Source organism: Pseudomonas mendocina, from assembly GCF_900636545.1.
Taxonomy (GTDB): domain Bacteria; phylum Pseudomonadota; class Gammaproteobacteria; order Pseudomonadales; family Pseudomonadaceae; genus Aquipseudomonas; species Aquipseudomonas mendocina.
The window spans coordinates 2092508-2117859 of sequence record NZ_LR134290.1; the positions used below are offsets into that span (position 1 = coordinate 2092508).

Annotated in this window: 21 protein-coding genes; 7 read left to right on the forward strand and 14 right to left on the reverse strand. The window is 61.4% G+C overall.

Going from position 1 to position 25352, the window contains the following annotated elements:
- Positions 1-8: 8 nt before the first annotated feature.
- The gene (locus EL191_RS09635; RefSeq protein WP_041978395.1) at positions 9-923 is read left to right on the forward strand and encodes a LysR family transcriptional regulator; all 915 of its coding nucleotides are present in this window, start codon (positions 9-11) and stop codon (positions 921-923) included.
- A gap of 183 nt (positions 924-1106) precedes the next feature.
- Positions 1107-1541, forward strand: a complete 435-nt coding sequence (locus tag EL191_RS09640; RefSeq protein ID WP_041978397.1) for a GlcG/HbpS family heme-binding protein — start codon at positions 1107-1109, stop codon at positions 1539-1541.
- Between the two features lie 274 nt (positions 1542-1815).
- Here EL191_RS09640 and EL191_RS09645 read toward each other — a convergent pair whose 3' ends face one another.
- Complete coding sequence (locus EL191_RS09645) at positions 1816-2460, reverse strand: TetR/AcrR family transcriptional regulator (protein WP_013715039.1); 645 nt, start codon at positions 2458-2460, stop codon at positions 1816-1818.
- A 211-nt stretch (positions 2461-2671) separates the two neighbouring features.
- Here EL191_RS09645 and moaA point away from each other — a divergent pair, with 211 nt between their 5' ends.
- Together moaA and EL191_RS09655 are read left to right on the forward strand one after the other, a co-directional pair.
- Positions 2672-3667 (forward strand): GTP 3',8-cyclase MoaA, encoded by a 996-nt coding sequence (gene moaA, locus EL191_RS09650; RefSeq protein ID WP_041978400.1) that lies wholly within the window; start codon positions 2672-2674, stop codon positions 3665-3667.
- A 43-nt stretch (positions 3668-3710) separates the two neighbouring features.
- The gene (locus EL191_RS09655) at positions 3711-4550 is read left to right on the forward strand and encodes a substrate-binding periplasmic protein (protein ID WP_041978403.1); all 840 of its coding nucleotides are present in this window, start codon (positions 3711-3713) and stop codon (positions 4548-4550) included.
- A gap of 4 nt (positions 4551-4554) precedes the next feature.
- Here EL191_RS09655 and EL191_RS09660 read toward each other — a convergent pair whose 3' ends face one another.
- From EL191_RS09660 to puuE, 7 genes are all read right to left on the reverse strand, one after another.
- The gene (locus tag EL191_RS09660; protein WP_013715042.1) at positions 4555-6021 is read right to left on the reverse strand and encodes an NCS1 family nucleobase:cation symporter-1; all 1467 of its coding nucleotides are present in this window, start codon (positions 6019-6021) and stop codon (positions 4555-4557) included.
- Positions 6022-6533: 512 nt separating this feature from the next.
- Positions 6534-7394, reverse strand: coding sequence for an outer membrane protein OmpK (locus EL191_RS09665; protein ID WP_041978406.1), 861 nt, complete (start codon positions 7392-7394; stop codon positions 6534-6536).
- An 80-nt stretch (positions 7395-7474) separates the two neighbouring features.
- Complete coding sequence (locus EL191_RS09670; protein WP_041978409.1) at positions 7475-8992, reverse strand: nucleobase:cation symporter-2 family protein; 1518 nt, start codon at positions 8990-8992, stop codon at positions 7475-7477.
- A gap of 232 nt (positions 8993-9224) precedes the next feature.
- A complete protein-coding gene (locus tag EL191_RS09675) occupies positions 9225-10520 on the reverse strand; it encodes a urate hydroxylase PuuD (protein ID WP_041978411.1) in 1296 nt (431 codons plus the stop codon).
- A gap of 46 nt (positions 10521-10566) precedes the next feature.
- On the reverse strand, positions 10567-11070 hold the full coding sequence (locus EL191_RS09680) for an ureidoglycolate lyase (RefSeq protein WP_041978414.1): 504 nt from the start codon (positions 11068-11070) through the stop codon (positions 10567-10569).
- 69 nt (positions 11071-11139) lie between these two features.
- The gene (uraD, locus tag EL191_RS09685) at positions 11140-11655 is read right to left on the reverse strand and encodes a 2-oxo-4-hydroxy-4-carboxy-5-ureidoimidazoline decarboxylase (RefSeq protein WP_013715047.1); all 516 of its coding nucleotides are present in this window, start codon (positions 11653-11655) and stop codon (positions 11140-11142) included.
- Complete coding sequence (puuE, locus tag EL191_RS09690; protein ID WP_013715048.1) at positions 11652-12593, reverse strand: allantoinase PuuE; 942 nt, start codon at positions 12591-12593, stop codon at positions 11652-11654. Before puuE ends, uraD begins: the two co-directional genes overlap by 4 nt.
- Positions 12594-12995: 402 nt before the next feature.
- Here puuE and uraH point away from each other — a divergent pair, with 402 nt between their 5' ends.
- The gene (uraH, locus tag EL191_RS09695) at positions 12996-13349 is read left to right on the forward strand and encodes a hydroxyisourate hydrolase (protein WP_013715049.1); all 354 of its coding nucleotides are present in this window, start codon (positions 12996-12998) and stop codon (positions 13347-13349) included.
- Positions 13350-13735: 386 nt separating this feature from the next.
- Here the strand turns inward: uraH and EL191_RS09700 are convergent, their stop codons facing one another.
- Positions 13736-15076 (reverse strand): NCS2 family permease, encoded by a 1341-nt coding sequence (locus EL191_RS09700; RefSeq protein WP_041978418.1) that lies wholly within the window; start codon positions 15074-15076, stop codon positions 13736-13738.
- 593 nt (positions 15077-15669) lie between these two features.
- On the opposite strand from EL191_RS09700, the gene EL191_RS09705 reads away from it, so the two are divergent.
- A complete protein-coding gene (locus tag EL191_RS09705) occupies positions 15670-16437 on the forward strand; it encodes a GntR family transcriptional regulator (protein WP_013715051.1) in 768 nt (255 codons plus the stop codon).
- A gap of 180 nt (positions 16438-16617) precedes the next feature.
- Here the strand turns inward: EL191_RS09705 and guaD are convergent, their stop codons facing one another.
- The 5 genes from guaD to EL191_RS09730 form a co-directional block, all read right to left on the reverse strand.
- Positions 16618-17922, reverse strand: a complete 1305-nt coding sequence (gene guaD, locus EL191_RS09710) for a guanine deaminase (protein ID WP_041978420.1) — start codon at positions 17920-17922, stop codon at positions 16618-16620.
- Between the two features lie 72 nt (positions 17923-17994).
- Positions 17995-18825, reverse strand: coding sequence for a xanthine dehydrogenase accessory protein XdhC (gene xdhC / locus EL191_RS09715; RefSeq protein ID WP_013715053.1), 831 nt, complete (start codon positions 18823-18825; stop codon positions 17995-17997).
- Positions 18826-19033: 208 nt separating this feature from the next.
- On the reverse strand, positions 19034-21430 hold the full coding sequence (gene xdhB / locus EL191_RS09720; protein WP_041978422.1) for a xanthine dehydrogenase molybdopterin binding subunit: 2397 nt from the start codon (positions 21428-21430) through the stop codon (positions 19034-19036).
- A 62-nt stretch (positions 21431-21492) separates the two neighbouring features.
- Complete coding sequence (xdhA, locus tag EL191_RS09725; protein WP_041978424.1) at positions 21493-22932, reverse strand: xanthine dehydrogenase small subunit; 1440 nt, start codon at positions 22930-22932, stop codon at positions 21493-21495.
- Positions 22933-23319: 387 nt separating this feature from the next.
- Complete coding sequence (locus EL191_RS09730) at positions 23320-24453, reverse strand: alkane 1-monooxygenase (protein WP_013715056.1); 1134 nt, start codon at positions 24451-24453, stop codon at positions 23320-23322.
- 233 nt (positions 24454-24686) lie between these two features.
- Here EL191_RS09730 and EL191_RS09735 point away from each other — a divergent pair, with 233 nt between their 5' ends.
- A complete protein-coding gene (locus EL191_RS09735; protein WP_013715057.1) occupies positions 24687-25346 on the forward strand; it encodes a GntR family transcriptional regulator in 660 nt (219 codons plus the stop codon).
- Positions 25347-25352: the final 6 nt, after the last annotated feature.

Below are 25352 nucleotides of genomic sequence, written 5' to 3' on the forward strand. Positions count from 1 at the left end.
AGTACCGAATGGACCGTCATACCCTCATCCGCAGTTTCGTTCTGGTAGCCGACAACGGCAGCTTCGCCGCAGCTGCGCTGAGCGAAGGTGTCACCCCGGTGGTCATGGGGCGCCGTCTGGACGCGCTGGAGCGCCACCTGGGCGTCAAGTTGATGCATCGCTCCACACGTGGCCTGCAGTTGACCGACCTCGGTGAGCAGTACCTCGATCGCGCCCGAGCCCTGCTCAAGGACTTCGACGAGGCCGACGCCAGCGTGGCCCGTGGGGGCAGGTCGGTGCGCGGGCACCTGGTGGTATCCGCGCCTGCGGCTTTCGGCAGGCGGCATATCGCGCCGCATGCGCCTGCTTTTCTCAAGCGTTACCCGGACCTGAAGCTGTCGTTCAACTTCACCGACAGTCTGGTCGACCTGGTGCGCCAGGGCTACGACATGGGCATTCGCATCGGCGAGGTGACCGACCCCAACTACGTTGCGGTCAAGCTCTTCCCCAATCGCCGTGTGGTCTGTGGTGCGCCCAGTTACTTCGAGCTGCATGGCGTGCCGCGCACCCTCGAAGACCTGGCGCGGCACAACTGCCTGGCGTTCAACCTGCAGGGCGGTCAGCAGCGCGGTTGGACCTTCCTGCGCGACGGGCGCCAGGTGGCGGTGAAGGTGGCCGGTAATCTCGATTGCAACGACGGCGAACTGCTCTACGACTGGGTCAAGCAGGGACTGGGAATCGGTTGGCGCTCGACCTGGGAAATCCAGGCGGAGTTGAAGGCCGGCGAGCTGGTCACGGTGCTCGATGATTACGAAATCCCGGCCTATGACATCCAGGCGGTATACCCACAGCAACGTTACCTGCCGGCCAAGGTGCGCTTTTTCATCGACTACCTGAAGGACATCTACAACGCGCCGGGGTACTGGGAAGAGCGAGGTAGTTGACGGGGTTATTCGATACTTATCTTGTTATTCAAAGAAAAATTAATTGTGTACATTTTTTATTATTTTTGTTCTTTTTTGTTGAAACAATCCTCCTGTTCGGCTATTGCATAAGGCGCTTTCTCATGTCGCACGCCGTCATTGGTGCGTGCGGTGACTTCCTGTTCGTTTTTCGGAGAAATCCTTATGAATGCGCTTAACCTGTCCATAGCCGTGAGCATCACCCACAACGCGCTCGCCGTCGGGCGTGAGCTTCGCGCTGCGCCGCTGACGGTGGCGGTGCTGGATGCTGGCGGGCATCTGATCAGCCTGCAGCGCGAGGATGGTGCCAGCCTGCTGCGTCCGCAGATCGCTATTGGCAAGGCCTGGGGGGCGTTGGCGCTCGGCAAGGGCTCGCGCTTGATCGCCGCCGATGCGCAGCAGCGCCCGGCCTTTATCGGTGCGGTGAACAATCTGGCTCAAGGCAGCCTGGTGCCGGCCCCGGGTGGGGTTTTGATTCGTGATGAACAGGGGCAGGTGATCGGTGCCGTCGGCATCACCGGCGATACCTCGGATATCGATGAGCAGTGTGCAGTGAGTGCGCTGGAGTCGCTGGGTCTGCAGGCGGATGCTGGGGTATAGGGTTCCAGAGCAGCCGTAAGGCTGACCGGATCGCTGGCCGCTCTTAGCGACGCGAACAGTCATCCATTGCAACGGCGTACTGCTGCGCGAGTACGCCCTACGGGATGTGGCCTGAAGGCCGAATGGGCGTGATATCTCAGGGCTGGCGTAGGGCGGACTCAGCGATCGCTGGCGAGCAGTCCGCCATTACCTGGAACGGCGTACTGCGCTGGAGCGCGGCGTATGCACGCCCTACGGTGACGGATGTGGGGAAACCCTACAACGGAACAGCCACTTAGGCGCTGGTCACCAGCTCGGACGCTGTCGATGGCATCGGGTTGACCTCACAGCCCTTGAGTACCAGGCGAATGATGGTCTGTGCGGCGGCTTCGTAGTCGGCGTCGTCCAGGTTGGCCTTGCCGGTGACGGTGGAGATCTGCCAGTCGAAGTCGGCGTAGGTCTGGGTCGCGGCCCAGATGCTGAACAGCAGATGATGAGGGTCGACCTTGGCCATCAGGCCCTGGTCGATCCAGCGCTGGATGCAGGCGATATTGTGTTTGGCCTGGGCGTTGAGCTGTTCGGTCTGTTCCGGTGACAGATGTGGCGCACCGTGCATGATCTCGCTGGCGAACACTTTGGAAGCATGCGGCAGTTCGCGGGAGATGCGGATCTTCGAGCGGATGTAGGCAGCCAGGACTTCGCTCGGGTGGCCTGGCTGGTTGAAGGGGGCAGAGGCAGCCAGCAACGGCTCGATGATGCTTTCCAGGACCTCACGGTAGAGGTTTTCCTTGGACTTGAAGTAGTAGTAGACGTTGGGCTTGGGCAGGCCTGCCTTGGCCGCGATGTCACTGGTCTTGGTGGCGGCGAAGCCCTTGTCGGCGAACTCCACGCTGGCTGCGCGCAGGATGAGCTCTTTGTTGCGCTCGCGAATGCTGGTCATAAGGCCCTGTGTTTTTCTCTGCCGCCGAGCGGCGGTCGGGCATGGTAGCACCGGCTTTGCGCGAGGCTCAAGCCAGCGGCCACGGGCTGCGCAGCGCTTAACTGACTTGCGGGTCAAATTTCTGTATACAGGAAATCGCTTTTCTGTTCTTATCCCGTACAGCTACCTCCATGAGCAAAAGTCTCGGCGCGCGACGCTGCAGGAGACCAACGTGAATACCAGTCAGCTCGTCGATCCCTTCGGTCGACGCATCACCTACCTGCGGTTGTCGGTGACCGACCGCTGCGATTTTCGCTGCACCTACTGCATGAGCGAAGACATGCAGTTCGCACCGCGTGCACAGATTCTCAGCCTGGAAGAGCTCTACGCCGTGGCCGATGCCTTCATCGGCCTGGGCGTAAGGCGTATTCGCATCACCGGTGGCGAGCCGCTGGTGCGCAAGAACCTGCTCAGCCTGCTGCAGCGCCTGGGCGCACGTGACGAGCTGGATGACCTGGCAATCACCACCAATGGTTCGCAACTCGGCGAGCTGGCGCCGCAATTGCGTGCGGCCGGTGTACGCCGTCTGAACATCAGCCTGGACTCTCTGCAGCGCGAGCGTTTCGCCGCATTCACCCGGCGCGACAAGCTCGACCAGGTGTTGGCAGGCATCGAGGCGGCACGTGCTGCCGGCTTCGACAGGATCAAGCTCAACAGCGTGGTGCAAAGCGGGCGTAACGACGACGAGGTGCTCGATCTGGTCGAGTTCGCCATCGACCGTGGCCTGGATATCAGCTTCATCGAGGAAATGCCGCTGGGCAGTGTGGTCAGCCACAGTCGCGAGCAGACGTTCTGCTCCAGTGACGAGGTGCGTCAGCGCATCGAACAGCGGCACTCGCTGGTGCGCAGCAGCACGGTAACCGGCGGTCCCTCGCGCTACTGGCAGGTGGTCGGTAGCGATACGCGAGTCGGCTTTATCTCGCCGCACAGTCACAACTTCTGCGGTGACTGCAACCGTGTGCGGGTTACTGCCGAGGGCAAGCTGGTGCTCTGCCTTGGCCATGACAATGCGCTGGATCTCAAGCGTCTGCTACGCGCCTATCCGGGTGACGGCGAGCGCTTGCGTCAGGCGCTGGTCGAGGCGTTGCGCCTGAAGCCCGAACGACATCACTTCGCCACCGACGAGCAGGTCCAGGTGGTGCGCTTCATGAGCATGACCGGCGGATAGACCCGCTTTCGCATTTCCACAAAGAACAATAAGGAGGCTCTGCATGAAGCCCGTACGACTGTGTCTGCTATCTACCGTTTTACTGAGCCCGAATGGCCTGGCCCAGACTTATGTGGTCGGTGTCGAGGACCTGCCGTTCGCGCCGCATTACAGCCTTGATGCCGATGGGCAATACCGCGGCTTCGCACGTGAGGTCCTGGACGCCTTCGCCGCAGACAGCGGCGTCAGCCTGAGCTACAAAGCGTTGCCGGTGGATCAGCTGCTGCCGGCCCTGCAGCGCGGCGAGATCGACTTCAAGTATCCCGACAGCCCACACTGGGCCGGCGCGCAAAAGGCGGGCATGGCGTTGCATTACAGCCGGGCCGTGGTCGATTACGTCGATGGTGTACTGGTAGCGCCGCAACGTCAGGGCATGGCGCTGGAGAGCATTCACCGCCTGGCGATGGTGCAGGGCTGGACGCCGCGGGGCTACGAGAGCTCCATCGACAGCGGGCAGATCCAGCTGAATTACAGCGACGACCTGCGCCAGATGATTCGTCAGGCCTTGAAGCAGGACACCGATGGTGCCTACTTCAATGTGGTGGTGGCGACGCATTATCTGGACAACATCCGCGCGCGGCCCGGTGCACTGGTGTTCGACCCCCGGTTGCCGCACACCCGTGGCAGTTTTCACCTGTCGAGCCAGCGTCATCCGCAACTGATCGCCCGCTTCGATCAATTTCTTGCCGAGCGCTCTGCCCAGGTGGCGGCACTCAAGGCGGACCATCGCGTCGAGGCCAACCTGGACAGCGAATACATGGGTGTCGAACAGTGGAAAGTGGATTTTCTCGAGCGCCAGAAAGCCAAAGCCGGCGCACAGGCGCCGGCTTCGTCCACTCGCTGAGGGGTTAGACGGTGGCGTCGGCACGCTTCAGTGCCTGCGCCTGGCCGTGCATCAGGCCATAGTGCAGCACTGCACCAAGCAGGGCGCCGAGTAGCCAGGCATAGCCCGACAGTTGGCTCAGGGCTGGCGCCCATACCGAAGCGACGGAGAACATCGAGCCGATGGCGAAGGCCAGCATCGCCTTGCGGTTCCAGCCGCCATCGAAGTAGTACGTCGAACCGACTTCGGCACTGAACAGCTGCTGCAGGTCGAGCTTGCGCCGGCGCACCAGGTAATAGTCGGCGACGATGATGCCGTACAGCGGCGCGAGCACGGCGCCCAGGGTGTCGACGAAAGCGGCGATCCCGACGCTGCTAATGAAGGCCACCCACAGCGCGCCGATGAAGAAGGCGATGCCGGCGGTTATGAAGCCCCCGGTGCGGGCACTGATATGTGCCGGTGCCAGGTTGGCCAGGTCATAGGCTGGCGGGATGAAGTTGGCCACCAGGTTGATGCCCACGGTCGCGGCGAAGAAGGTCAGTGCGGCGATGATGGTCAGGGTCAGGTTGTCGACGCGCGCGACGATGTCGGTGGGGTTGGTCAGCGTCTCGCCGAACACCACCACGGTGCCGGCGGTGATCACCAGGGCGATCAGCGAGAAGAACGCCAGGCTCACCGGCAAACCGAGGAAGTTGCCGATGGTCATCTGTTTTTCGCTTTTGACGAAGCGGGCGAAGTCGCCGTAGTTGATCACCACCGCGGCGAAGTAGGCGACCATGGTACCGACCACGGCGAAGAAGGCGGCCACCGGGCCGGCCTTGTATTCGCCCGAGCCACTGAAGATGTTGCCCAGCTCGCTGAGCAGGCTCGGGCCGGCCTTGTACCAGATCAGGCCCATCAGCGCGATCATCACCACGTAGACCAGCGGTCCGGCCCAATTGAGGAAGCGGGTTATCCAGCTCATGCCGCAGACGAACAGCCCCACCTGGAACAGGCAGACGATCACGTAGGACAGCCAGCCGATGGCAGTCAGGCCCATGTACACGGCCGGAGCCTGTGGCTCAAGCAGCGAGTTCAGCAGCAGCGCCACGGCGGTGGAGGCGAAGTAAGTCTGCACGCCATACCAGAAGATGGCGACGATACCGCGCACCAGGGCAGGGAAGTTGGCGCCACGCACGCCCATGCTGGCACGGGCGAATACCGGGAAGGGGATGCCGTACTTGACGCTGGGTTTACCGGTCAGTTGCACCAGGCCCATGACGATGAAGCCGGCGAGCACGATACCCGCCAGTACCGCCCAGCCATTGAGGCCGTAGGAAATGAACAGCGTCGCCGCCAGGGTGTAGCCGAACAGGCTTTGAATGTCATTCGACCAAACGTTGAAAATCTCGAACCAGCCCCAGGTGCGTTTCTCGGGAGCCAATGGGGCGAGGTCCTCGTTGTGTAGCGAGGGGTCGATGTTCTTGATACGAAAGTCTTCGGTGTTGGACATGGACAGCTCCCAGTTTTGTTCTTGCGCCGCGGCGATCTATGAGGAGATTTGTCTGCAGGTTTCGTTCCGATTTTGTATTCGTTGTATGACTGATTCCATGTATACAGCCATTTCAACAGTGTTTCGGTAGGAACCAGTTTGTGTTGTACACATAAAATTCGTTGCTGAATATGGCTTTCGGATAAATTGCACACAAAAAACTGTTTTTTTGTGATCAAAAACTTGACCTTGCGGTCAGTTGTGTGATTGCAAGTTGTTGATCAGGAGAAGGCTTGGCTGCTTCCGATTGTGCACCGAGGTGGTGCCGGATCTGCTTCTTGGGCGCTTGGTTGGTGCGCCCAGGTCGCTTCGCCAAAGGGGCGCGGCGCAGCTTACGGATGGTGTCTGCAGGGCGCGCCGTGCGTACCAGCCATTTACCGTTCAAAGAAAAAGGGGGAGGGCGCGAACGCCCATCCCCCTTTTACCTGGCCATCGTCCCTACCCGACGTTGGCGAGGTTCGTTGTGGTCCTGATCAGAAGTGGTACTTGACCAGCGCCTGTACCGCCGTCTGGTCGAAGCGGTCTCCCGAGCCATCCACCGGCTTGACCCCGTACTTGGCCCGCCACATGTTGATCTCGGTGCCGACGTAGAGCTGCCGTTCCTTGCCGAACAGCGCCTTGCCGGCGTCCCATTTGAGCTGGATCGAGGAGCCGACCGAAGTCTGGGTGCCAGCGTCGCGAGACGGCGAGCGCCAGTCCAGGAAGCCGTCGACGAGGAAGTCCTGATCACCCAGGCTGAAGGGGTATGCGGCGCTGACGGTCAGCTGGGTGGCGTAGCCGTTGCCGTCTGCGTCGTTGAAGAAGGTGTGGTTGTTGATCTTCACCTGATACAGGTTGGTCTTGAAGTAGGTGAAGCCGGGCACTTCCCAGTCCAGCCCGATGCCGTACAGGTAGTTCTCAGGCCCTGGGCCGCCTTCACCTTTCTCGTAGGTGAAGGCCGCGAATACATCCTTGACCGGGCCGGCGGCGAGCTTTTGCCCGGTCAGCCAGCTCAGGCTCACGCGTGGCGAGAACTCCATGTAGTAGAAGGAGTTACGGTCGTGCTGGCGGAAGGTGCCATTATCGAAGCTGCCGCGCGTCTGCACGTTGTCGGCGCGGATGTAGTCGAGGAAGTAGAAGATGTCGCCCCAGGCCCAGCCGCTGGCGTGTTCGAAGGTGAAGGTGGTCTGGGTGCGCTGCTCTTCAGCATTGAAATTCATGCGCTGGAAGTTCTCGCCATACAGGTACGACAGACTGTTGTCCTGCCAGTAGAGCAGGTCGCCGGCGAGCGCTTGCTGGCCGCAGAACAGTCCGGCAGAGAGGGTCAGGCAGTGAGGCAGATGCTTGAGTTTCATGAATTGTCCTTGTTTTTGAGGTGCAAGCAGGTGCCTCCCGGCAGCAGGCTGCCGGGAGTGGATCGAGTGGTTAATGCGGGTCAGCTGGTGCGCGCGTCCGGGGTAAGGTCGCGGCTCAGGGTCTTGAGGCTGCTGTCGTCGACGCTATCGTCGTCCTGGCGGTTCTGCAGCACGGTGTGCAGGTGCGCCTCGGGATCATAGTCGTCCTCTTCCACTTCCTGCTGTTCGTCTGGCAGGAAAATGTTCAGCACGATGGCACTGAAGGCGCCGATGGTGATCGGTGAGCCGAAGATGTTCTTCAGCACGTCGGGCATGTGCGAGAGCACATCCGGCACGCCGGCTACACCCAGGCCCAGGCCCAGGGAAATGGCAACGATCAGCACGTTGCGGCGGTGCAGACCGGCTTCGCTGAGAATCTTGATGCCGGCGACCGCGACGGTGCCGAACATGATCAGGGTGGCACCGCCCAGTACCGGCTTGGGCATCAGTTGCAGTACCGCGCCGACCACCGGGAACAGGCCGAGCAGGACCAGGATGCCGGCGATGTAGAAGGCTACGTGGCGGCTCGCCACGCCGGTGAGCTGAATTACCCCGTTGTTCTGGCTGAAGGTGGTCATTGGCAGGCTGTTGAACATGGCGGCGACTGCCGAGTTGCAACCGTCGGCCAGCACACCGGACTTGATCCGGCGCATGTACAGCGGGCCCTTGACCGGCTGCCTGGAGATGATCGAGTTGGCGGTCAGGTCGCCAGCGGTTTCCAGCGGAGTGATCAGGAAGATCACGGCGATGGGGACGAAGGCGATCCAGTCGAAACCGAAGCCGTACTTGAACGGCTGCGGCACGCTGATCAGTGGCACTTCGGCCATGTTGGCGAAATCCACCCGGCCGGTGAACCAGGCGACGGCGAAGCCGAGTGTCAGGCCGATGATCACTGCCGACAGGCGCAGCACCTGCGACGAGGCGCGGTTGAGCAGGACGATGGTACCCAGCACCAGGCCGCCGAGAGCCAGATGGTGCAACGCACCGAGGTCCGCGGCGCCGTAACCTCCGGCCAGGTCAGTCATGCCGACCTTGATCAGTGAAAGGCCCATCAGGCAGATGATGGTACCGGTCACCACCGGGGTGATGACCTTGCGCAATTTGTTGATGAACTGGCTGAAGGCGATCTCGACGAAGGCGGCGCAGAAGCAGATGCCAAATAGCGTGGCGAGTATTTCCTCCTCGCTGGCACCTCGTCCCTTGACGATGAAGCCTGCGCTGAGCACCACGCTGAGAAAACCGAAACTGGTGCCCTGCAGGCACAGCAGGCCGGAGCCGATCGGGCCGATGCGTTTGGCCTGGACGAAGGTGCCAAGGCCGGAGACGAACAACGCCATACTCACCAGATAGGGCACATGGGCGCCAAGGCCCAAGGCGCTGCCGACGATCAGGGTGGGGGTGATGATGCCGACGAAGCTGGCCAGCACATGCTGCAGCGCCGCGAAGATGGCAGGGGCGAAAGCTGGGGTGTCGTCCAGCTGGTAGATCAGGTCGTTGTTGACGACGGGCGTAGCTGGAGCTTGGGTGTTGCTGTCTGTGGTCATGTCAGAGCCTGCCATTTGTTTTTATACGGTCATGGGCTTGCACGAGGCTTCACGGCACCTCTGTCCTGTCCGGCAGAAACCTGTCTGCTCGGTCAGGATGTCCCGACTATAGCAACTTGTGGACATGGTTAAAAACAATTTAATTCTGGATTGTGCACAAAAATGAACCGCCGGTCAGCTCGCGCTGCCGGCGGTTCATGGGTGTAAAAAGATGCCGCACCCGGCATGGGCGCGACATGTGTGGCAATCAGTTGATCTGGGCGCCCTCGGCGATCCAGCTGCCGATCAGGTCGCGTTCGTCCTGGGTCATCTGGGTGATGTTGCCCAGCGGCATGATCTGCGAGGCCACGGTCTGCGCGTGGATCTTCGCAGCCTGCGCCTTCATCTGCTCGGGGGTGTCGAGCATCAGGCCGGCCGGTGCCGCACTGAACATCGGGCTGGTCGGGCTGGCCGAGTGGCACACGGTGCAACGCTCGTGGATCACACTTTCAACTTTGGCGAAGTCGCTCGCACCCGCGTTGGCGGCTGGTGTGCCATTCGTGCTGGCGGCTTGCTCGGCAGGGGCTGCAGGGCTTGGCTCCTCCACCTTGGCCTTTGCGGCACTGGACGGTTGCTCGACGGCTGCTACTGGAGCGGCTGTCGGTGCGCGCTGCGCCGGGGACGTGACGTAAGCCAGGCAGATCATGCCCAAGGCCGTGGCCGGTAAGGTCCAGACGTACTTGCTGCTGTCGTGGCGGGTGTTGAAGTAGTGACGCACCAGCACTGCGAGGATCGCGATGCCGGCCAGGATCGCCCAGTTGTACTGGCTGCCGTAGGTGCTCGGGAAGTGGTTGCTGATCATGATGAACAGCACCGGCAGGGTGAAGTAGTTGTTGTGCCGAGAACGCAGCAGGCCTTTGGCCGGCAGCAGCGGATCGGGCGTCGTGTTGGTTTCGATCGCCTTAACCAGCGCACGCTGGGCCGGCATGATGGTGAAGAACACGTTGCCGACCATGATGGTGCCGATGATGGCGCCAACATGGATGTAGGCCGCGCGACCACTGAAAATCTGGCTGAAGCCGTAGGCGGCAGCAATGATCAGCACGAAGAGCACGGCGCCGAGCAGGGCGGGGCGCTTGCCCAGTGGCGAATCACAGAGGAAGTGGTAGATCACATAGCTGAGTGCCATGGAGCCGAGGCCAATGGCGATGGCCGCAGCTGGCGCCAGATCGACGCCCGGCTTGACCAGGTACAGACTGGGGTTGAGGTAATACACCACCAGCAGCAGGGCGACGCCCGAGAGCCAGGTGAAGTAGGCCTCCCATTTGAACCAGTGCAGATTCTCCGGCATTTTCGGCGGAGCCAACTTGTACTTTTCCAGGTGGTAGATACCGCCGCCGTGAATGGCCCAGAGGTCGCCCGACAGGCCCTCGCGTGGGTTGCTACGGTTGAGGTTGTTCTCCAGCCAGACGAAATAGAAGGATGCGCCGATCCAGGCGATACCGGTGATCATATGGATCCAGCGGATGCCCAGGTTTAGCCATTCGGTGAAATGTGCTTCCACGATTCGTACCTCTTCCCGGGGGAGGCACGCCAGCCCCGGGCTTCTCTTATTGGTGGGGTTCGAGGAGAAGGAGCTCGTCCTCATTGAAGAAATGCTCATCGCAGTTGTTACCGGAACCACTGCGATCAACCACCAGGAAGTCATCCCGCTTTTCGATCGTCAGCACCGGGTGGTGCCAGACGCCGCGATGGTAATTGACGCCCTGCCTGCCATTGCTGAGGAAGGCACGGACGGACCCTGATACAGGTACATCGCCAAGTGGCGCGACCACGATCAGAAAGGGGTTGCCGAGCAGCGGGATGAAAGCCTGGCTGCCCAACGGATGGCGTTCCAGCATGCGGATGGTCAACGGCATTTCCAGCGCCTCGGCACTGAAGATGCTGATGATTGCCTTGTCCTCCGGCTGTGCGGTCTCCACGGTGGCCAGCTTGTGATAGCGGCGGGTGGAACCGTTGTTGATCATGAAGAAGTCGCTGCCGTCGGTTTCGATCACGTCACCGAAAGGGGAGAAGGCTTCTTTGCTCAGGGGCTCGATGGTCAGGCTACGCATGGCTGTTCTACTTATTCATTGGTTATGAGCCGGCCGAATGGAGGGCCGGGACTGATACGCCGACGAAGCTCAAAGCTGCTGCAGGCGGAAGAGGGCGATCTTGTTGATCTCGGCCAGGGCGGTGGCGAATTCCTGCTCCGGCGTGTTGTGGATTCGCTCTTCGAAGGCCGCCAGGATCTGGTGGCGGTTGCTGCCTTTGACGGCCTTGATGAACGGGAAGCCGAACTTCGCCTTGTAGGTGTCGTTGAGCTCGGTGAAACGTGCGAATTCCTCGGCGGTGCATTCATGAATACCGGCGCCGGATTGTTCGGCTGTGCTGGAGGCAGTCAGCTCGCCGCGCACGGCAGCCTTTCCGGCCAGGTCCGGGTGGGCGTTGATCAGGGCCAACTGCGCTTCATGACTGGCCGATAGCAAGATGTCGGCCATGCGTTGCTGCAGCCCGTCGATATCGTCCACGCTTTGGTCCAGACCGAGGTCGTAGGCTTTCTCGGCGACCCAGGGCGAGTGCTCGTAGATGTCGGCGAAGGCTTTGATGAACTCGTCGCGGCTCAGCTTGGAAGGGGTCAGGGTCTGGAAACGGCTCATGGGCGGCTCTCTTGTTCGGTCGCGCGGAAGGGGTGAGTGGCGTGCCAGTGCCTGGCGATGTCGACGCGGCGGGCGCACCAGACCTTGTCGTGGCGCTTCACGTACTCGATGAAGCGTGCCAGCGAGGCCAAGCGGGCCGGGCGACCGAGCAGGCGGCAATGCATGCCGATCGATAGCATCTTCGGCGCACCGGCTTCGCCTTCGGCGTAGAGCACGTCGAAGGCATCCTTGAGGTATTCGAAGAAGTCGTCGCCCTTGTTGAAGCCCTGCACCTGGGTGAAGCGCATGTCATTGGTGTCCAGGGTGTAGGGAATCACCAGATGCGGCTTTTCTGCGGTGCTGGCCGGGTCCCAGTAGGGCAGGTCGTCGTCATAGGTGTCGGAGTCGTAGAGGAAACCGCCTTCCTCGCGCACAATGCGTCGGGTGTTCGGGCCCAGGCGGCCGGTGTACCAGCCCAGTGGACGTTCACCGGTAAGCTCGGTGAGGATACGGATGGCTTCGAACATGTGCTCACGCTCGGTGGCTTCGTCCATGTTCTGGTAGTCGATCCAGCGGTAGCCATGGCTGCAGATCTCGTGACCGGCATTGACCATCTGCCGGATCACCTCTGGATGGCGCTGCGCGGCCATGGCCACGGCGAAGATAGTCAGCGGGATGTCGTGCTTCTTGAACAGATCGAGCAGGCGCCATACGCCAGCGCGACTGCCATATTCGTAGAGCGACTCCATGCACAGGTTGCGCTGACCCTGCAGCGGCTGGGCGGCGACCATCTCGGAGAGGAAAGCCTCGGATTCCTTGTCCCCATGAAGAATGTTGCGCTCGCCGCCTTCCTCGTAATTGAGCACGAAGGACAGGGCGATACGGGCATCGCCCGGCCAATGGGGATGGGGTGGGTTTGCGCCGTAGCCGATCAGATCGCGTGGGTAATCAGCGTTCACTGCAGTCTTCCTATCTGGAGCGTTGCGGTCACTGCGTGCCGGATAATCGACTGGCACGCGACCGGGATGGCTAATTGTATACAAAGTTACTTGGCGTTTGTAAATCGACTTTTCACCCTTTTCTTCACTATAGGCTGCGACGCTGAAGTTGACCGAGTGGCCAGCAATCTATGCTGGTAGAGCCGTGATAGCTAGCTTAAGACGATATGTAGTATGAACCTCCCAGGTGTGCTGTGGGCGTGGCTGCCAAATTTATTGTGTACAATTTTTGAGTAAAGTGTTTTATATTCAGGCTGCGTGCTATCCTGCCATCGCGTCGGAGCACTGCGACGAGCCGATTTCAACAGAGTAGAGGAGGTGTGATGCTTGCCGGGCGCTGGCCGCCACGAGCATCCGAGACCCATGGGACGTTTGACTACGCATGTACTGGATGCCGCACATGGCTGCCCAGGGAGTGATATCAAGGTCGAGCTGTACCGCGTCGAAGGCGCGCAGCTGGAACTGATCAACACCGTTACCACCAACCACGATGGCCGTTGCGATGCGCCGGTGCTGCAGGGCGATGACTACCGTACGGGTGTCTATCAACTGCACTTCCATGCCGGCGACTACTACCGCGCCCGAGGCGTGACACTGCCTGAGCCGGCCTTTCTCGACGTGGTCGTCCTGCGCTTCGGCATCGATGCCGGGCAGGAGCATTACCACGTCCCGCTACTGATTTCGCCCTACAGCTACTCCACCTACCGCGGTAGCTGATGACTGGCGGGCTACCCGCTAGATGAATGCTTGTCACCCTCAGACTCGTTTGAGTCCTTATGCCCGCTCACACTGCGGGCTTTTTTTTGGCCTGCATTTCGGGGGGGGCTGTTGCTGGGTGATCCAGCATCACGGCCCATCGATGCCGCGTCTATTGCGATTGGTGTCACGGGTAAGCGTAGGGTGTGCCGTGCGCGCCGAACTCGAGGTGCCTCAATAGGACGAGTGCAAGCGGTGCACCCTACCGAGCGGTCTTCGGTGCGTAGCCCGGATGAAATCCGGGAATGAGCTGGCGGGGTGCTTGAAGTTCGCGTGCCTGGCGTTGCTGGGACAAACGAAAACCCCGGCACAAGGCCGGGGTTTCGTTCAACGCCTGGTGTTGGCCCTCAGAGGAAAGCGAACTTGGCGATGAAGATGATGCACAGGGCGTACAGGCTCAGTGACACCTTGTCGCCCTGGCCGGTCAGCAGCTTCAGCGTGGCGTAGGTGAGGAAGCCCAGGGCGATGCCGTTGGCGATGGAGAAGGTCAGCGGCATCATCACCACGGTGACGATGGCCGGAATGGTGTCGGTGTGATCCTTCCAATCGATGTGTGCCATGCCGCTCATCATCAGCATTGCCACGTAGATCAGGGCACCAGCAGTGGCATAGGCGGGAATCATGCCGGCCAGCGGGGCGAAGAACATCGCGGCAAGGAACAGGAATCCTACGGTGATCGCCGTCAGGCCGGTGCGACCACCGGCAGCGACGCCTGCAGCGCTTTCCACATAGCTGGTCACTGGCGGGCAACCGACTACGGCACCGACGACGCTGGAAGTGGAGTCGGCTTTCAGCGCCTTGGACAGGTTCTGGATCTTGCCGTCTTCGTCCACCAGGTTGGCGCGATGGGCCACACCCATCAGGGTGCCGGCGGTGTCGAACATGTTCACGAACAGGAAGGCCAGGATCACGCTGATCATGCCCACGTTGAAGGCACCGGTGATATCCATCGCCAGGAAGGTCGGAGCCAGGCTCGGTGGCATCGATACCAGACCGCCGTACTCCACCAGGCCCAGGGCCCAACCGATGGCCGTAACGCCGAGCATGCTGAAGAGAATGGCGCCAAACACATTGCGATGACTGAGCACGGCGATCAGCAGGAAGCATACGGCGGCGAGCAGCGCCGACGGATTGCCGAACGAGCCCATGGTCAACAGGGTAGCCGGGCTGTCGACGACGATGCCGGCGGTCTTCAGGCCGATCAGGCCGAGGAACAGGCCGACCCCGGCACCCATGGCGAAGCGCAGGCTCATCGGGATGCTGTTGAGCAGCCATTCGCGGATCTTCGACAGGCTCATGATCATGAACAGCACGCCGGAGATGAACACGGCGCCCAGTGCGATCTGCCAGCTGTAACCCATCTCGCCAACGACCGTGTAGGTGAAGAAGGCATTCAGGCCCATGCCTGGTGCCAGGCCGACCGGCCAGTTGGCGTAAAGGCCCATCAGGAAGCAGCCGAGGGCTGCGCCGATGCAGGTGGCGACGAAGGCGGCACCGTGGTCGATGCCGGCGCCGGCCATGATGTTGGGGTTGACGAAGATGATGTAGGCCATGGTGACGAAGGTCGTCAGGCCGGCCAGCAGCTCGGTTTTGATGGTGGTGCGGTGCTCGGTCAGTTTGAAGAAGCGGTCGAGCAGGCCACCTCTTGCCAGTTGATTCGCGTGTTGTTCTTGTTTGACGCTTTCCACAGCGGGTACTCCTCATCTCTCTTGTTGTGTACCGCCCAGAGCGTTGCGCAAGAACAATGCTCTCTGAGGCAGGCGGTGTCTTCGGTGGTGCTTCCTGGCTAAGTTGTTGACCGAGCGGTCAAGAAGTCACTCAGGCGCGATTATGATGTTGTATACAAAAAATGCAATTAATGTTTTTAATGTTGCGTTAATCGCACCAGTCGGCCGACCTGGCCCGAATGCGAACGGATTGGGCGACAATCCTCTTTTATAAGGATAGAAAGACTTTAAAAAACAATGAGATAGGGTTTTCGCGGATTTGATGCCAGCAACCGTGCATGTGCCGATACTTCGATCGAGAAAAGCTGTTAGCTGCTTATGAACTGAAAAGGTAGCTATATATAAGGAAAGAATTTGTTGCTTGCGCTCAAGGTCAGGTTGGCGAACTGACAAACGCCAGCTATGACGTCATACAACGCATGGTGTAGTGGCTGATTGATTTGTGTACAATTGCCCCAATTTTTTTCTGATGTTTTTTCGCTCGGTGCTTGTCAGCTACCGGGTAGAACACAGTAGAGTCGCAGTGTCGCCGACTCTCATTGACGCGAGCCAGAATGAACGATCAATTGCAGCCTCTCAAGAAGCAGCCGCGCACGGGTAAAAGCAGCCGTAGCGGGACTCAGGACGATGTCGTATATGCCCACATTTTCGATGCCATTCTTGAGCAGCGATTGGCGCCCGGCACCAAGCTGAGCGAAGAGGCGCTGGGTGAGATCTTTGGCGTCAGCCGCACCATCATTCGTCGCGCCCTGTCACGTTTGGCCCACGAGGGTGTGGTACTGCTGCGCCCGAACCGCGGTGCGGTAGTGGCCAGCCCGAGCGTCGAAGAAGCCCGGCAGATCTTCTATGCGCGTCGTCTGGTCGAGCGTGCCATCACCGAGCTGGCCGTCGAGCACGCCACTGCTGAGCAGCTCGCTGAGCTACGGCAGATGGTCAAGGACGAGCAGGACAGCTTCTCCCGTGGTGATCGTGGTGCGGGTATCCGTTTGTCCGGCGAGTTCCACCTGAAACTGGCGGAGGCTGCGCGTAATGCACCGCTGGTGAGTTTCCAGCGCAGCCTGGTGTCGCAGACCTCGCTGATCATCGCCCAGTACGAAAGCGGCAGCCGCTCGCATTGCTCCTACGACGAACACAATCAACTGATCGACGCCATCGAGGCTCGCGATGCCGAACGTGCGGTGCACCTGATGATGCATCACATGGATCACATCGACAGCAAGCTGAACCTGGACGAGGAAAGCGCCTCCGACGACCTGCATGCAGTGTTCTCCCACCTGCTTCAGACCAAGAAGAAAACCGGCCGCAGCGCTGCCAATCGCTGACCGACTGCGTGTAATAAGAAAGCCCCGATGCTCGCGCCTCGGGGCTTTTTGGTTGGGGAGACTATGTGGCTGAGGCAGGGCACGTTTGTGTAGGAGCGGCTTCAGCCGCGAAGCTTTCAAGCATACCTACAGCCTGATCGCGGATAAATCCCCTTCTACGAGGTGCGTAGATCGTCGTCTTCAATCGCGCTGGTGCACCGAGACACCGGCGGCGAAGGTCTCTTTCACGGTGCGGTCATCGCCAAGCATGGTCAGGGCGAACAGGCGTTCTTCCAGGCTCTTGGCCTGCTGCATGCGGTAACTGATCAGCGGCGTGGCGTTGTAGTCCAGCACCAGGAAATCGGCGTCCTTTCCGGGCATGAAGTTGCCCAGCTTGTCGTCCAGATACAGCGCGTTGGCGCCGCCCAGGGTGGCCAGGTACAACGACTTGAACGGATCGAGCTTCTTGCCCTGTAGCTGCATGATCTTGTACGCCTCGTTCAGCGATTGCAGTTGGCTGAAGCTGGTGCCGGCGCCGACGTCGGTGCCCAGGCCTACCCGTACGCCATGTTCTTCCAGCTTGTTCAGGTCGAAAAGGCCGCTGCCGAGGAACAGGTTGGAGGTCGGGCAGAAGGCGACAGCCGAGCCGGTCTCGGCCAGGCGCTTGCACTCGTCGTCGCACAGGTGCACGCCATGGGCGAACACTGCGCGCGGGCCGATCAGTTTGTGGTGGTCGTAGACGTCCAGATAGCCCTTGCGTGCCGGGAACAGATCCTTGACCCAGGCGACCTCGGCCTTGTTTTCGGAAATGTGGGTGTGCATGTACAGGTCCGGATACTCACCGAACAGCTTACCGGCCAGATCCAACTGCTCCGGTGTACTGGTGGGGGCGAAGCGCGGGGTGACGGCGTAGTGCAGGCGGCCTTTGCCGTGCCAGCGTTCGATCAGTGCCTTGCTTTCTGCATAGCCGGTTTCGGCGGTTTCGGTCAGGTAGTCGGGGGCATTGCGATCCATCAGCACCTTGCCGGCGATCATGCGCAGGTTGAGCTTGTCGGCCTGCTCGAAGAAGGCATCCACCGACTGCGGGTGCACGCTGCCGAATACCAGGGCGGTGGTGGTGCCGTTGCGCAGCAGTTCCTTGAGGAAGATCGCCGCCACGTCGCTGGCATGCGCCTTGTCTTCGAACTGTTTCTCGGTGGGGAAGGTGTAGGTGTTGAGCCAGTCCAGCAACTGCTCGCCATAGGAGGCGATCATGCCGGTCTGCGGGTAGTGAATATGGGTGTCGATGAAGCCTGGGGTGATCAGCGCATCGCGGTAGTGCTGGACCTCGACGTCGGTCAGCTTGGACAGCAGCTCGGCAGCTGCACCAACCTGGGCGACCTTGCCGTTTTCGATCAGCAGAATGCCGTCCTCGAAATACTGATAGGACTGCTCGATACCGACCACGGTCGGGTCGGCAAGGCTGTGCAGGATGGCTGCGCGGTAGGCTTTGCGGGTGTTGCTCATCGTGTGAATCTCAATCAGTGGGGTGCGCTGGGTGCACCAAAAAAATGGGTAGTGCGCACAGCGCACCAATAATCAGGACCGGCGCGAGGCCGGCAGCAGCTTGGCTACGCTGGATTCGCCTTTCTTCACGTCCTGGCCGAAGTTTGCGTTGTAGGTAGCGATCACTTCGCCGGCGATGGATACGGCAATTTCCACCGGCAGTTTGCCTTTCACTTCGGCCAGGCCCATGGGGCAGCGCATCCGTGACATCAACGTTTCCTCGAAGCCGCGTTCGCGCAGGCGGTGTTCGAACTTGACGCGCTTGGTCTTCGAGCCGATCAGGCCGTAGTAGGCGAAGTCGCCGCGTTTGAGGATCGCCGCGGTCAGCTCCAGATCAAGCTGATGGTTGTGGGTCATGACGATGTAATAGCTACCAGGCGGCATGTTCTCCACCTCGTCGACCACATCCTCATTGACGATCTTCTGCGCGCCGGCGGGGATATGCTCGGGGAATTCGTTCTCCCGCGAGTCGATCCAGCGCACCTTGCACGGCAGGCTGGCGAGCAGCGGCACCAGTGCGCGACCGACATGGCCGGCGCCGAACACCGCGATCTGCGCCTGTGGCTGGCCCATGGGTTCGAACAGCAGCACGGTGGCGCCACCGCAGCATTGGCCAAGGCTCGCGCCAAGGGAGAAGCGCTCCAGGCGGGTGTCCTGGCTGCGGCTGGCGAGCATCTCGCGCGCCATCTCCATGGCCTTGTATTCCAGATGACCGCCGCCGATGGTCTCGAAGATGCGCTCGGCGGTGACCACCATCTTCGAGCCGGCATTACGTGGCGTCGAGCCGCGCTCTTCGATGATGGTCACCAGAACGCAGGCTTCACCTTGTTGTTGCAGGTCGGCGAGGGCGCTGATCCAGCTCATTTGCTCAGCCTCCAGGAAGGTGTGGTCTGTCCCGGGCGCGGTAGGCGCCAGTTGCTCGGCGAAGGGGCCAGAATCGGCTCCGGTACCGGGCGAGCGGGTGGATTATTCGGTTCGGTGTGTCTTGTCATTGTTGTACACCTCTTTGCTTTGGGTCGTAGCCCGGATGCAATCCGGGGCAGGGTTCCCCGGATTTCATCCGGGCTACGAATCAGGCCGGTTCGACCTCGGCAGTGCTGGCTGCCTTGGCCTGAGCCTTCAGCTTGCGCATCTGCTCCACACCCCAGAGCACGCGCTCAGGCGTGGCCGGCGCGTCGATCTGAGGCTGCACCTTGTAGTCGGCCAGGCTCGCCACTGCGTCCTTCAGGGCGCACCAGGCTGCGATGCCGAGCATGAACGGCGGTTCGCCGACGGCCTTGGAGTGGAAAACGGTGTCTTCCGGGTTCTTGCGGTTCTCCACCAGCTTCACGCGCAGGTCGATAGGCATGTCGGCAATTGCCGGGATCTTGTAGCTGGCCGGGCCGTTGGTCATCAGCTTGCCCTTGGCGTTCCATACCAACTCTTCCATGGTCAGCCAGCCCATACCCTGTACGAAGGCACCTTCGACCTGGCCGATGTCGATGGCCGGGTTCAGCGAGTCGCCGACGTCGTGCAGGATGTCGCCGCGCAGCATGCGGTATTCGCCGGTCAGGGTGTCGACCAGCACTTCCACGCAGGCCACGCCGTAGGCGTAGTAGTAGAAGGGGCGGCCGGCTGCCTTGTCGCGGTCGTAGTAGATCTTCGGGGTGCGGTAGAAGCCGGTCGACGACAGCGAGACCTGGCCGAAGTAGGCCTTCTGGATCATCTCTTCGAACGACAGGAAGTGATCACGCACGCGCACCTGGCCGTTGCGGAATTCGACGTCTTCCGGGGTGACCTTGTACTCGCGCACCAGGAAGTCGACCAGGCGCTGCTTGATGGTCTCGGCCGCGTTCTTCGCCGCCATGCCGTTGAGGTCGGCGCCGCTGGAGGCGGCGGTTGGAGAGGTGTTGGGCACCTTGTCGGTGTTGGTGGCGGTGATCTGGATGCGCTCGATATCGACCTGGAACACCTCGGCCACCACCTGCGCCACCTTGGTGTTGAGGCCCTGGCCCATCTCGGTGCCACCGTGGTTGAGGTGGATCGAACCGTCGGTATAGATGTGGATCAGCGCGCCGGCCTGGTTGAGGAAGGTGGCGGTGAAGCTGATGCCGAATTTTACCGGGGTCATGGCCAAGCCCTTCTTCAGCACCGGGCTTTTCTGATTGAACTCGATGATTTCGCGACGGCGCTTGGCGTACTCGGCGCTTTCCTCCAGCTCGGCGGTCATCTCGTGGATGACGTTGTGCTCGACGGTCTGGTGGTAGTGGGTGACGTTGCGCTCGGTCTTGCCGTAGTAGTTGAGCTTGCGCACTTCCAGCGGGTCCTTGCCCAGGCTGCGGGCCACGGCGTCCATCACTTCCTCGATGGCGACCATGCCCTGTGGGCCGCCGAAACCACGGTAGGCGGTGTTCGAGGCGGTGTTGGTCTTGCAGCGGTGACCGTTGATGGTGGCGTTGCCGAGGAAGTAGGCGTTGTCCGAGTGGAACATGGCGCGGTCGACGATGGAGCCGGACAGGTCCGGCGAGTAGCCGCAGTTGCCGGCCAGGTCCATCTCGATGCCGTGCAGCAGGCCGTCGTCATCGAAGCCGACGTCGTACTCGACGTAGAAGGGGTGACGCTTGCCGGTCATGCTCATGTCTTCCATGCGCGGCAGACGCATCTTGGTCGGCCGGCCGGTGAGATGGGCGATCACTGCGCACAGGCACGCCGGGCCGGCGGCCTGGGTTTCCTTGCCGCCGAAACCGCCGCCAATGCGACGCATGTCGATGACGATCTTGTTCATTGGCACGCCGAGCACTTCGGCCACCAGCTTCTGTACCTCGGTGGGGTTCTGCGTCGAGGTGTAGACCAGCATGCCGCCGTCTTCGGTGGGCATGACCGAGGAAATCTGGGTTTCCAGGTAGAAGTGCTCCTGGCCGCCGATATGCAGGGTGCCCTGCAGGCGACGCGGGGCGCTGGCCAGCTTGCTGGCCGAGTCACCGATGCGGTGGGTGTGGCTGGCGAGCACGAAATGCTTCTTGCGGTAGGCCTCGACGACGTCGAGCACCGGCTCCAGGTCTTCGTATTCGACGATGGCGGCCATGGCCGCCTTACGCGCGGTTTCCAGACTGTCAGCGGCTACCGCCAGCACCACCTGGCCAACGTACTCGACCTTGCCATCGGCTAGCAGCGGGTCACCGGCGACCACCGGGCCGATGTCCAGCTGGCCCGGTACGTCATCCTTGGTGATGGCGATGGCCACACCCGGAATCTCGTAGCAGGGGCTGGTGTCGATGCGCACGATGCGCGCATGGGCACGGTCTGACTGGCGCGCATAGACATGCAACTGGTTGGGGAATTCCAGGCGGTCGTCGACATAGACCGCTTCGCCGGACACATGCTTGTCCGCGCTCTCGTGCTTGACGCTGCGGCCGACGCCGCTGGTCATGCCGGCGCGGAACAGGGCGGCCAGCTCTTCCTGGGATTTGTGTTCGATATGACTGGACATCTTCGCCTCCAAAACTTCGCATGCCGCCGGACGTGCCGGTGGCGAATCAATTCACTGCGCCATCAGGCGTAAGCGGTAACCCGGGTCTCGACCTCGGGCGACTGCTGCTCCAGGAAGAACTTGCGCAGCAGGTTCTGGGCAGTGAGCAGGCGGTATTCCTTGCTGGCACGAAAGTCCGACAGCGGGGTGAAGTCCTCACCCAGCGCGTCGCAGGCACGTTCGATCACGCCCGGATACCAGGCCGAGCCGACCAGAGCCGCTTCGCAGGCGCTGGCGCGTTTGGGGATGGCGGCCATGCCGCCGAAGGCGATGCGCGCTTCGGTGACCACGCCGTCGACGATGGTCAGGTTGAAGGCCGCGCAGACGGCGGAGATGTCGTCGTCCAGGCGCTTGGACACCTTGTAGGCGCGGAACGCCTGGTTCGCCTGCTTGCGCGGCACGATGATCTTCTCGATGAATTCGGCTTCCTGGCGCGCGGTCACCCTGTAGTCGAGGAAGTAGTCCTGCAGCGGCAGGATGCGCCGGGTGTTGCCCTGGCGCAGAGCAATCTGCGCACCGAGGGCGATCAGCAGCGGCGGGGCGTCGCCGATGGGCGAGGCGTTGCCGATATTGCCGCCCAGGGTGCCCTGGTTGCGGATCTGCAGGGAGGCGAAGCGGTGCAGCAGCTCGCCGAAGTCCGGGTACTCGCGCGACAGCGCTTCGTAGCAGTCGGACAGGGCCGCGGCCGCGCCGATCTCGATGGCGCTGTCGGTCACCTCGATGCGCTTCATGTCTTCGATATGGCCGACGTAGATCATCACCGGCAGTTCGCGGTGAAACTGGGTGACTTCCAGGGCCAGATCGGTGCCGCCGGCGAGCAGGCGGGCTTCGGGGTTGGCGGCATAGAGGTCGGCCAGGTCGGCGACTGTCAGCGGCACCAGGCAGCGCTTGTCGCCACTGTTGAGCTCGGCAGTTTCACGCGGGGCGATGGCCTTGAGCTGGGCCACGGTGTTGCTCTCGAAGGCATCGAACTGATCCGGTTGCTTCTGGCAGCAGGCCTGCTCGGCGGCATCGATGATCGGGCGGTAGCCGGTGCAGCGGCACAGGTTACCGGCCAGGGCTTCCAGGGTCTGGCCCTTGTCGTACCCCGTGGAGTTCTTCTGCAGGGCGAACAGCGACATGATGAAGCCCGGGGTGCAGAAGCCGCACTGCGAGCCATGGCAATCGACCATCGCCTGCTGCACGCTGTGCAGCTTGCCCTGATGCTTGAGGTCTTCGACGGTGATCAGTTGCTTGCCATGCAGGCTTGAGACGAAGGTGAGGCAGGAATTGAGGGTGCGGTAGCGTACGCGCTCGCCCTCGAGCTCGCCCACCACAACGGTGCAGGCACCGCAGTCGCCGGAGGCGCAGCCTTCCTTGGTTCCGGTTTTGCCGACGTGCTCACGCAGGTAGTTGAGCACGGTGACGTTGGGGTCCAGGGCATGCTCTGTGCGCAGCTCCCGGTTGAGTAAAAACTGGATCAAGGACGACCTCCAGGCACTTTATTGTTATGAATCGGTGGCTCGCCGGGTACTGCGCACGCGTTGCAAGGCCCGGGCGTGATTGGCCATGGAGGCAATCTAGGGTTTTCTGACTTTTGGGTCAACAAATATTTGACCTTGTGGTCAGCTACTCGCCGTGCGTTTCAGTTATGAGCGCGACGGGTTCGGTCATGACCTGAGAGTAGCGACTTTCGTGCCAGTAAGGGGCTCTGCTGTGGGGCTTGTGCAATGTGTCGCAGGGTCGCCTAGATCGCGCGCGCCGATCTCTGGCGCCGATTGGCTGGTGCGCAAGGTGCGTTCTGGAAGGCAAACGAAACCCCGGGAGCCTGCACTGCCGGGGTTTCTGGGAGTGTTCGAACAGGAGAGGGTTCAGGTCAACTGCGATTCGCTCAGTTGATGCTCTTCGCCTGCGTAGTAGGCGCGCACCTTGGGGTCCATCACCGCGCGCCAGAGTGGCGGGAAGAGGGCGAGCACGATCATTCCTGCATAGCCATTGGGCAGTTGTGGGCTGTCGTCGAAGTGGCGCAGCACCTGGTAACGACGTTTGGCATAGGCGTGGTGGTCGGAATGGCGCTGCAGATGGAACAGGAACAGATTGGTCAGCAGGAAGTTGCTGTTCCACGAGTGATGCGGATTGGTGCGTTCATATCGGCCATTATCCAGCTTGCGCCGATGTAGCCCGTAATGCTCGACGTAATTGACGATCTCCAGCAGGGTGAAGGCCATCACCGCCTGGCCGAGGAAGAACAGCGCGCCGAGCGTGCCGAAGGCCAGGGTGAAACCGAGCAGGAACAGTGCACTGATCGCATACCACCAGATCAGTTCGTTGCGCCAGTGCAGGGCCGGCAGGCCGCGACGCCCCAGGCGCTCGGCCTCCAGCTTCCAGGCATTGAGGAAGTTGTGCTTGTAGGCATGCGGCAGAAAGGCGTACAGGCTCTGGCCGAAGCGCGAGGAGGAGGCGTCCTCGGGCGTGGATACGTGCACGTGGTGGCCGCGTACATGCTCGACCTTGAAGCCGGCGTAGCACACCGCCGCCAGCAGCAGGCCGCCGGCATTCTGTTCCAGGCGCGGGTCCTTGTGGATCAGCTCGTGCGACACGGTAATGCCGATGGCACCCATCACCGTGCCGACCGACAGCACCCAGCCGAGTTGGCCGATCCAACTCCAGGCCGGATAGCTGACAAAAATCCAGCCGCTCCAGATCAGCATCGCCAGCAGCAGCGGTATGGTGGCCAGGCTAAGCAACCGGTAGTAGCCCTGAGCCTCAAGCGCTGGCACTTCGTCACGTTCGTCCGGGTTGGCCGGGTCGCGGCCAACGACGAAATCCAGCAGTGGAATGACGCCGAACACCACCGTGATCACCAGCCAGGCCCAGGCATCGGCATGGGCGCTACCCAGCGACCAGTAATAGCTGAGCGGTATACCGAATACCGGGATCAGCCAGATCCAGTAGCCGATCTTTTTCAGGGCCAGCATCCAGTTTGAGGGCAGGCGTTCGAACATCGGATTCTCCGGGTCATTTTTGTTGTAGGTTTTGCGTAGGATTGTAGGACGATCAGTTTTCGTGACCATGCCTGCGCGCCCGACCTTTCGAACGGAAACCACCTCACCGGGACGCTTGGCCCGGTAACACCCTGTGTTACACTTCGCGTCTGTTTTTTTCAGCCTCCGCCCAGCCGTGGCGGGGCTCCCAGACTCGACTGCCTGCCCCTGGATCGACGCAAATAAGGAATGTCATGACGTTCAAGGCCCCGGACAGCCTCGCCGAGCAAATCGCCCGCTACCTGGCCGAACGCATCATTCGCGGTGAGCTCAAGGAGCGCGAGCGCATCCAGGAGCAGAAAGTCACCCAGGCGCTGAATGTCAGCCGTGGTTCGGTACGCGAAGCGCTACTGATTCTCGAACGTCGCCACCTGATCGCGATCCTGCCGCGCCGCGGCGCCCAGGTCAGCGAACTGACCGCGCACCACGTCACCAGCCTCTATGCCCTGAGCATCGAGCTGTACGCCATGCTGGCCCGTGCGGTGATCGAGCACTGGCAGGTGGAAACCGACCTGGCGCCTTTCATCGATATCAAGAACCGGCTGCAGGACAGCCTCGAGCGTGGCGATATCGGTGCCTTCGTCGAGAACAGCTTCGACGTGATGCGCGCCGCCTTTCCCTTCGCCGACAACCCCTATCTGCAGGAAACCCTGGAGAATCTGCTGCCGGCCATCAGCCGCACCTACCACCTGGCGTTGGAACGGCGCAAAGGCGAGATGGGCCAGTTCATGAACACCTTCGCCAGCCTGCTGCAGGCGATCATCGCCCGCGACCCCGTGCGTGCCCGCGAGGTGCTGCAGGCGTATGGCGAGCACAACTGCCAGTTGGTGCTGGCGACTTTGGCCGAGCGTTAAGCCCAG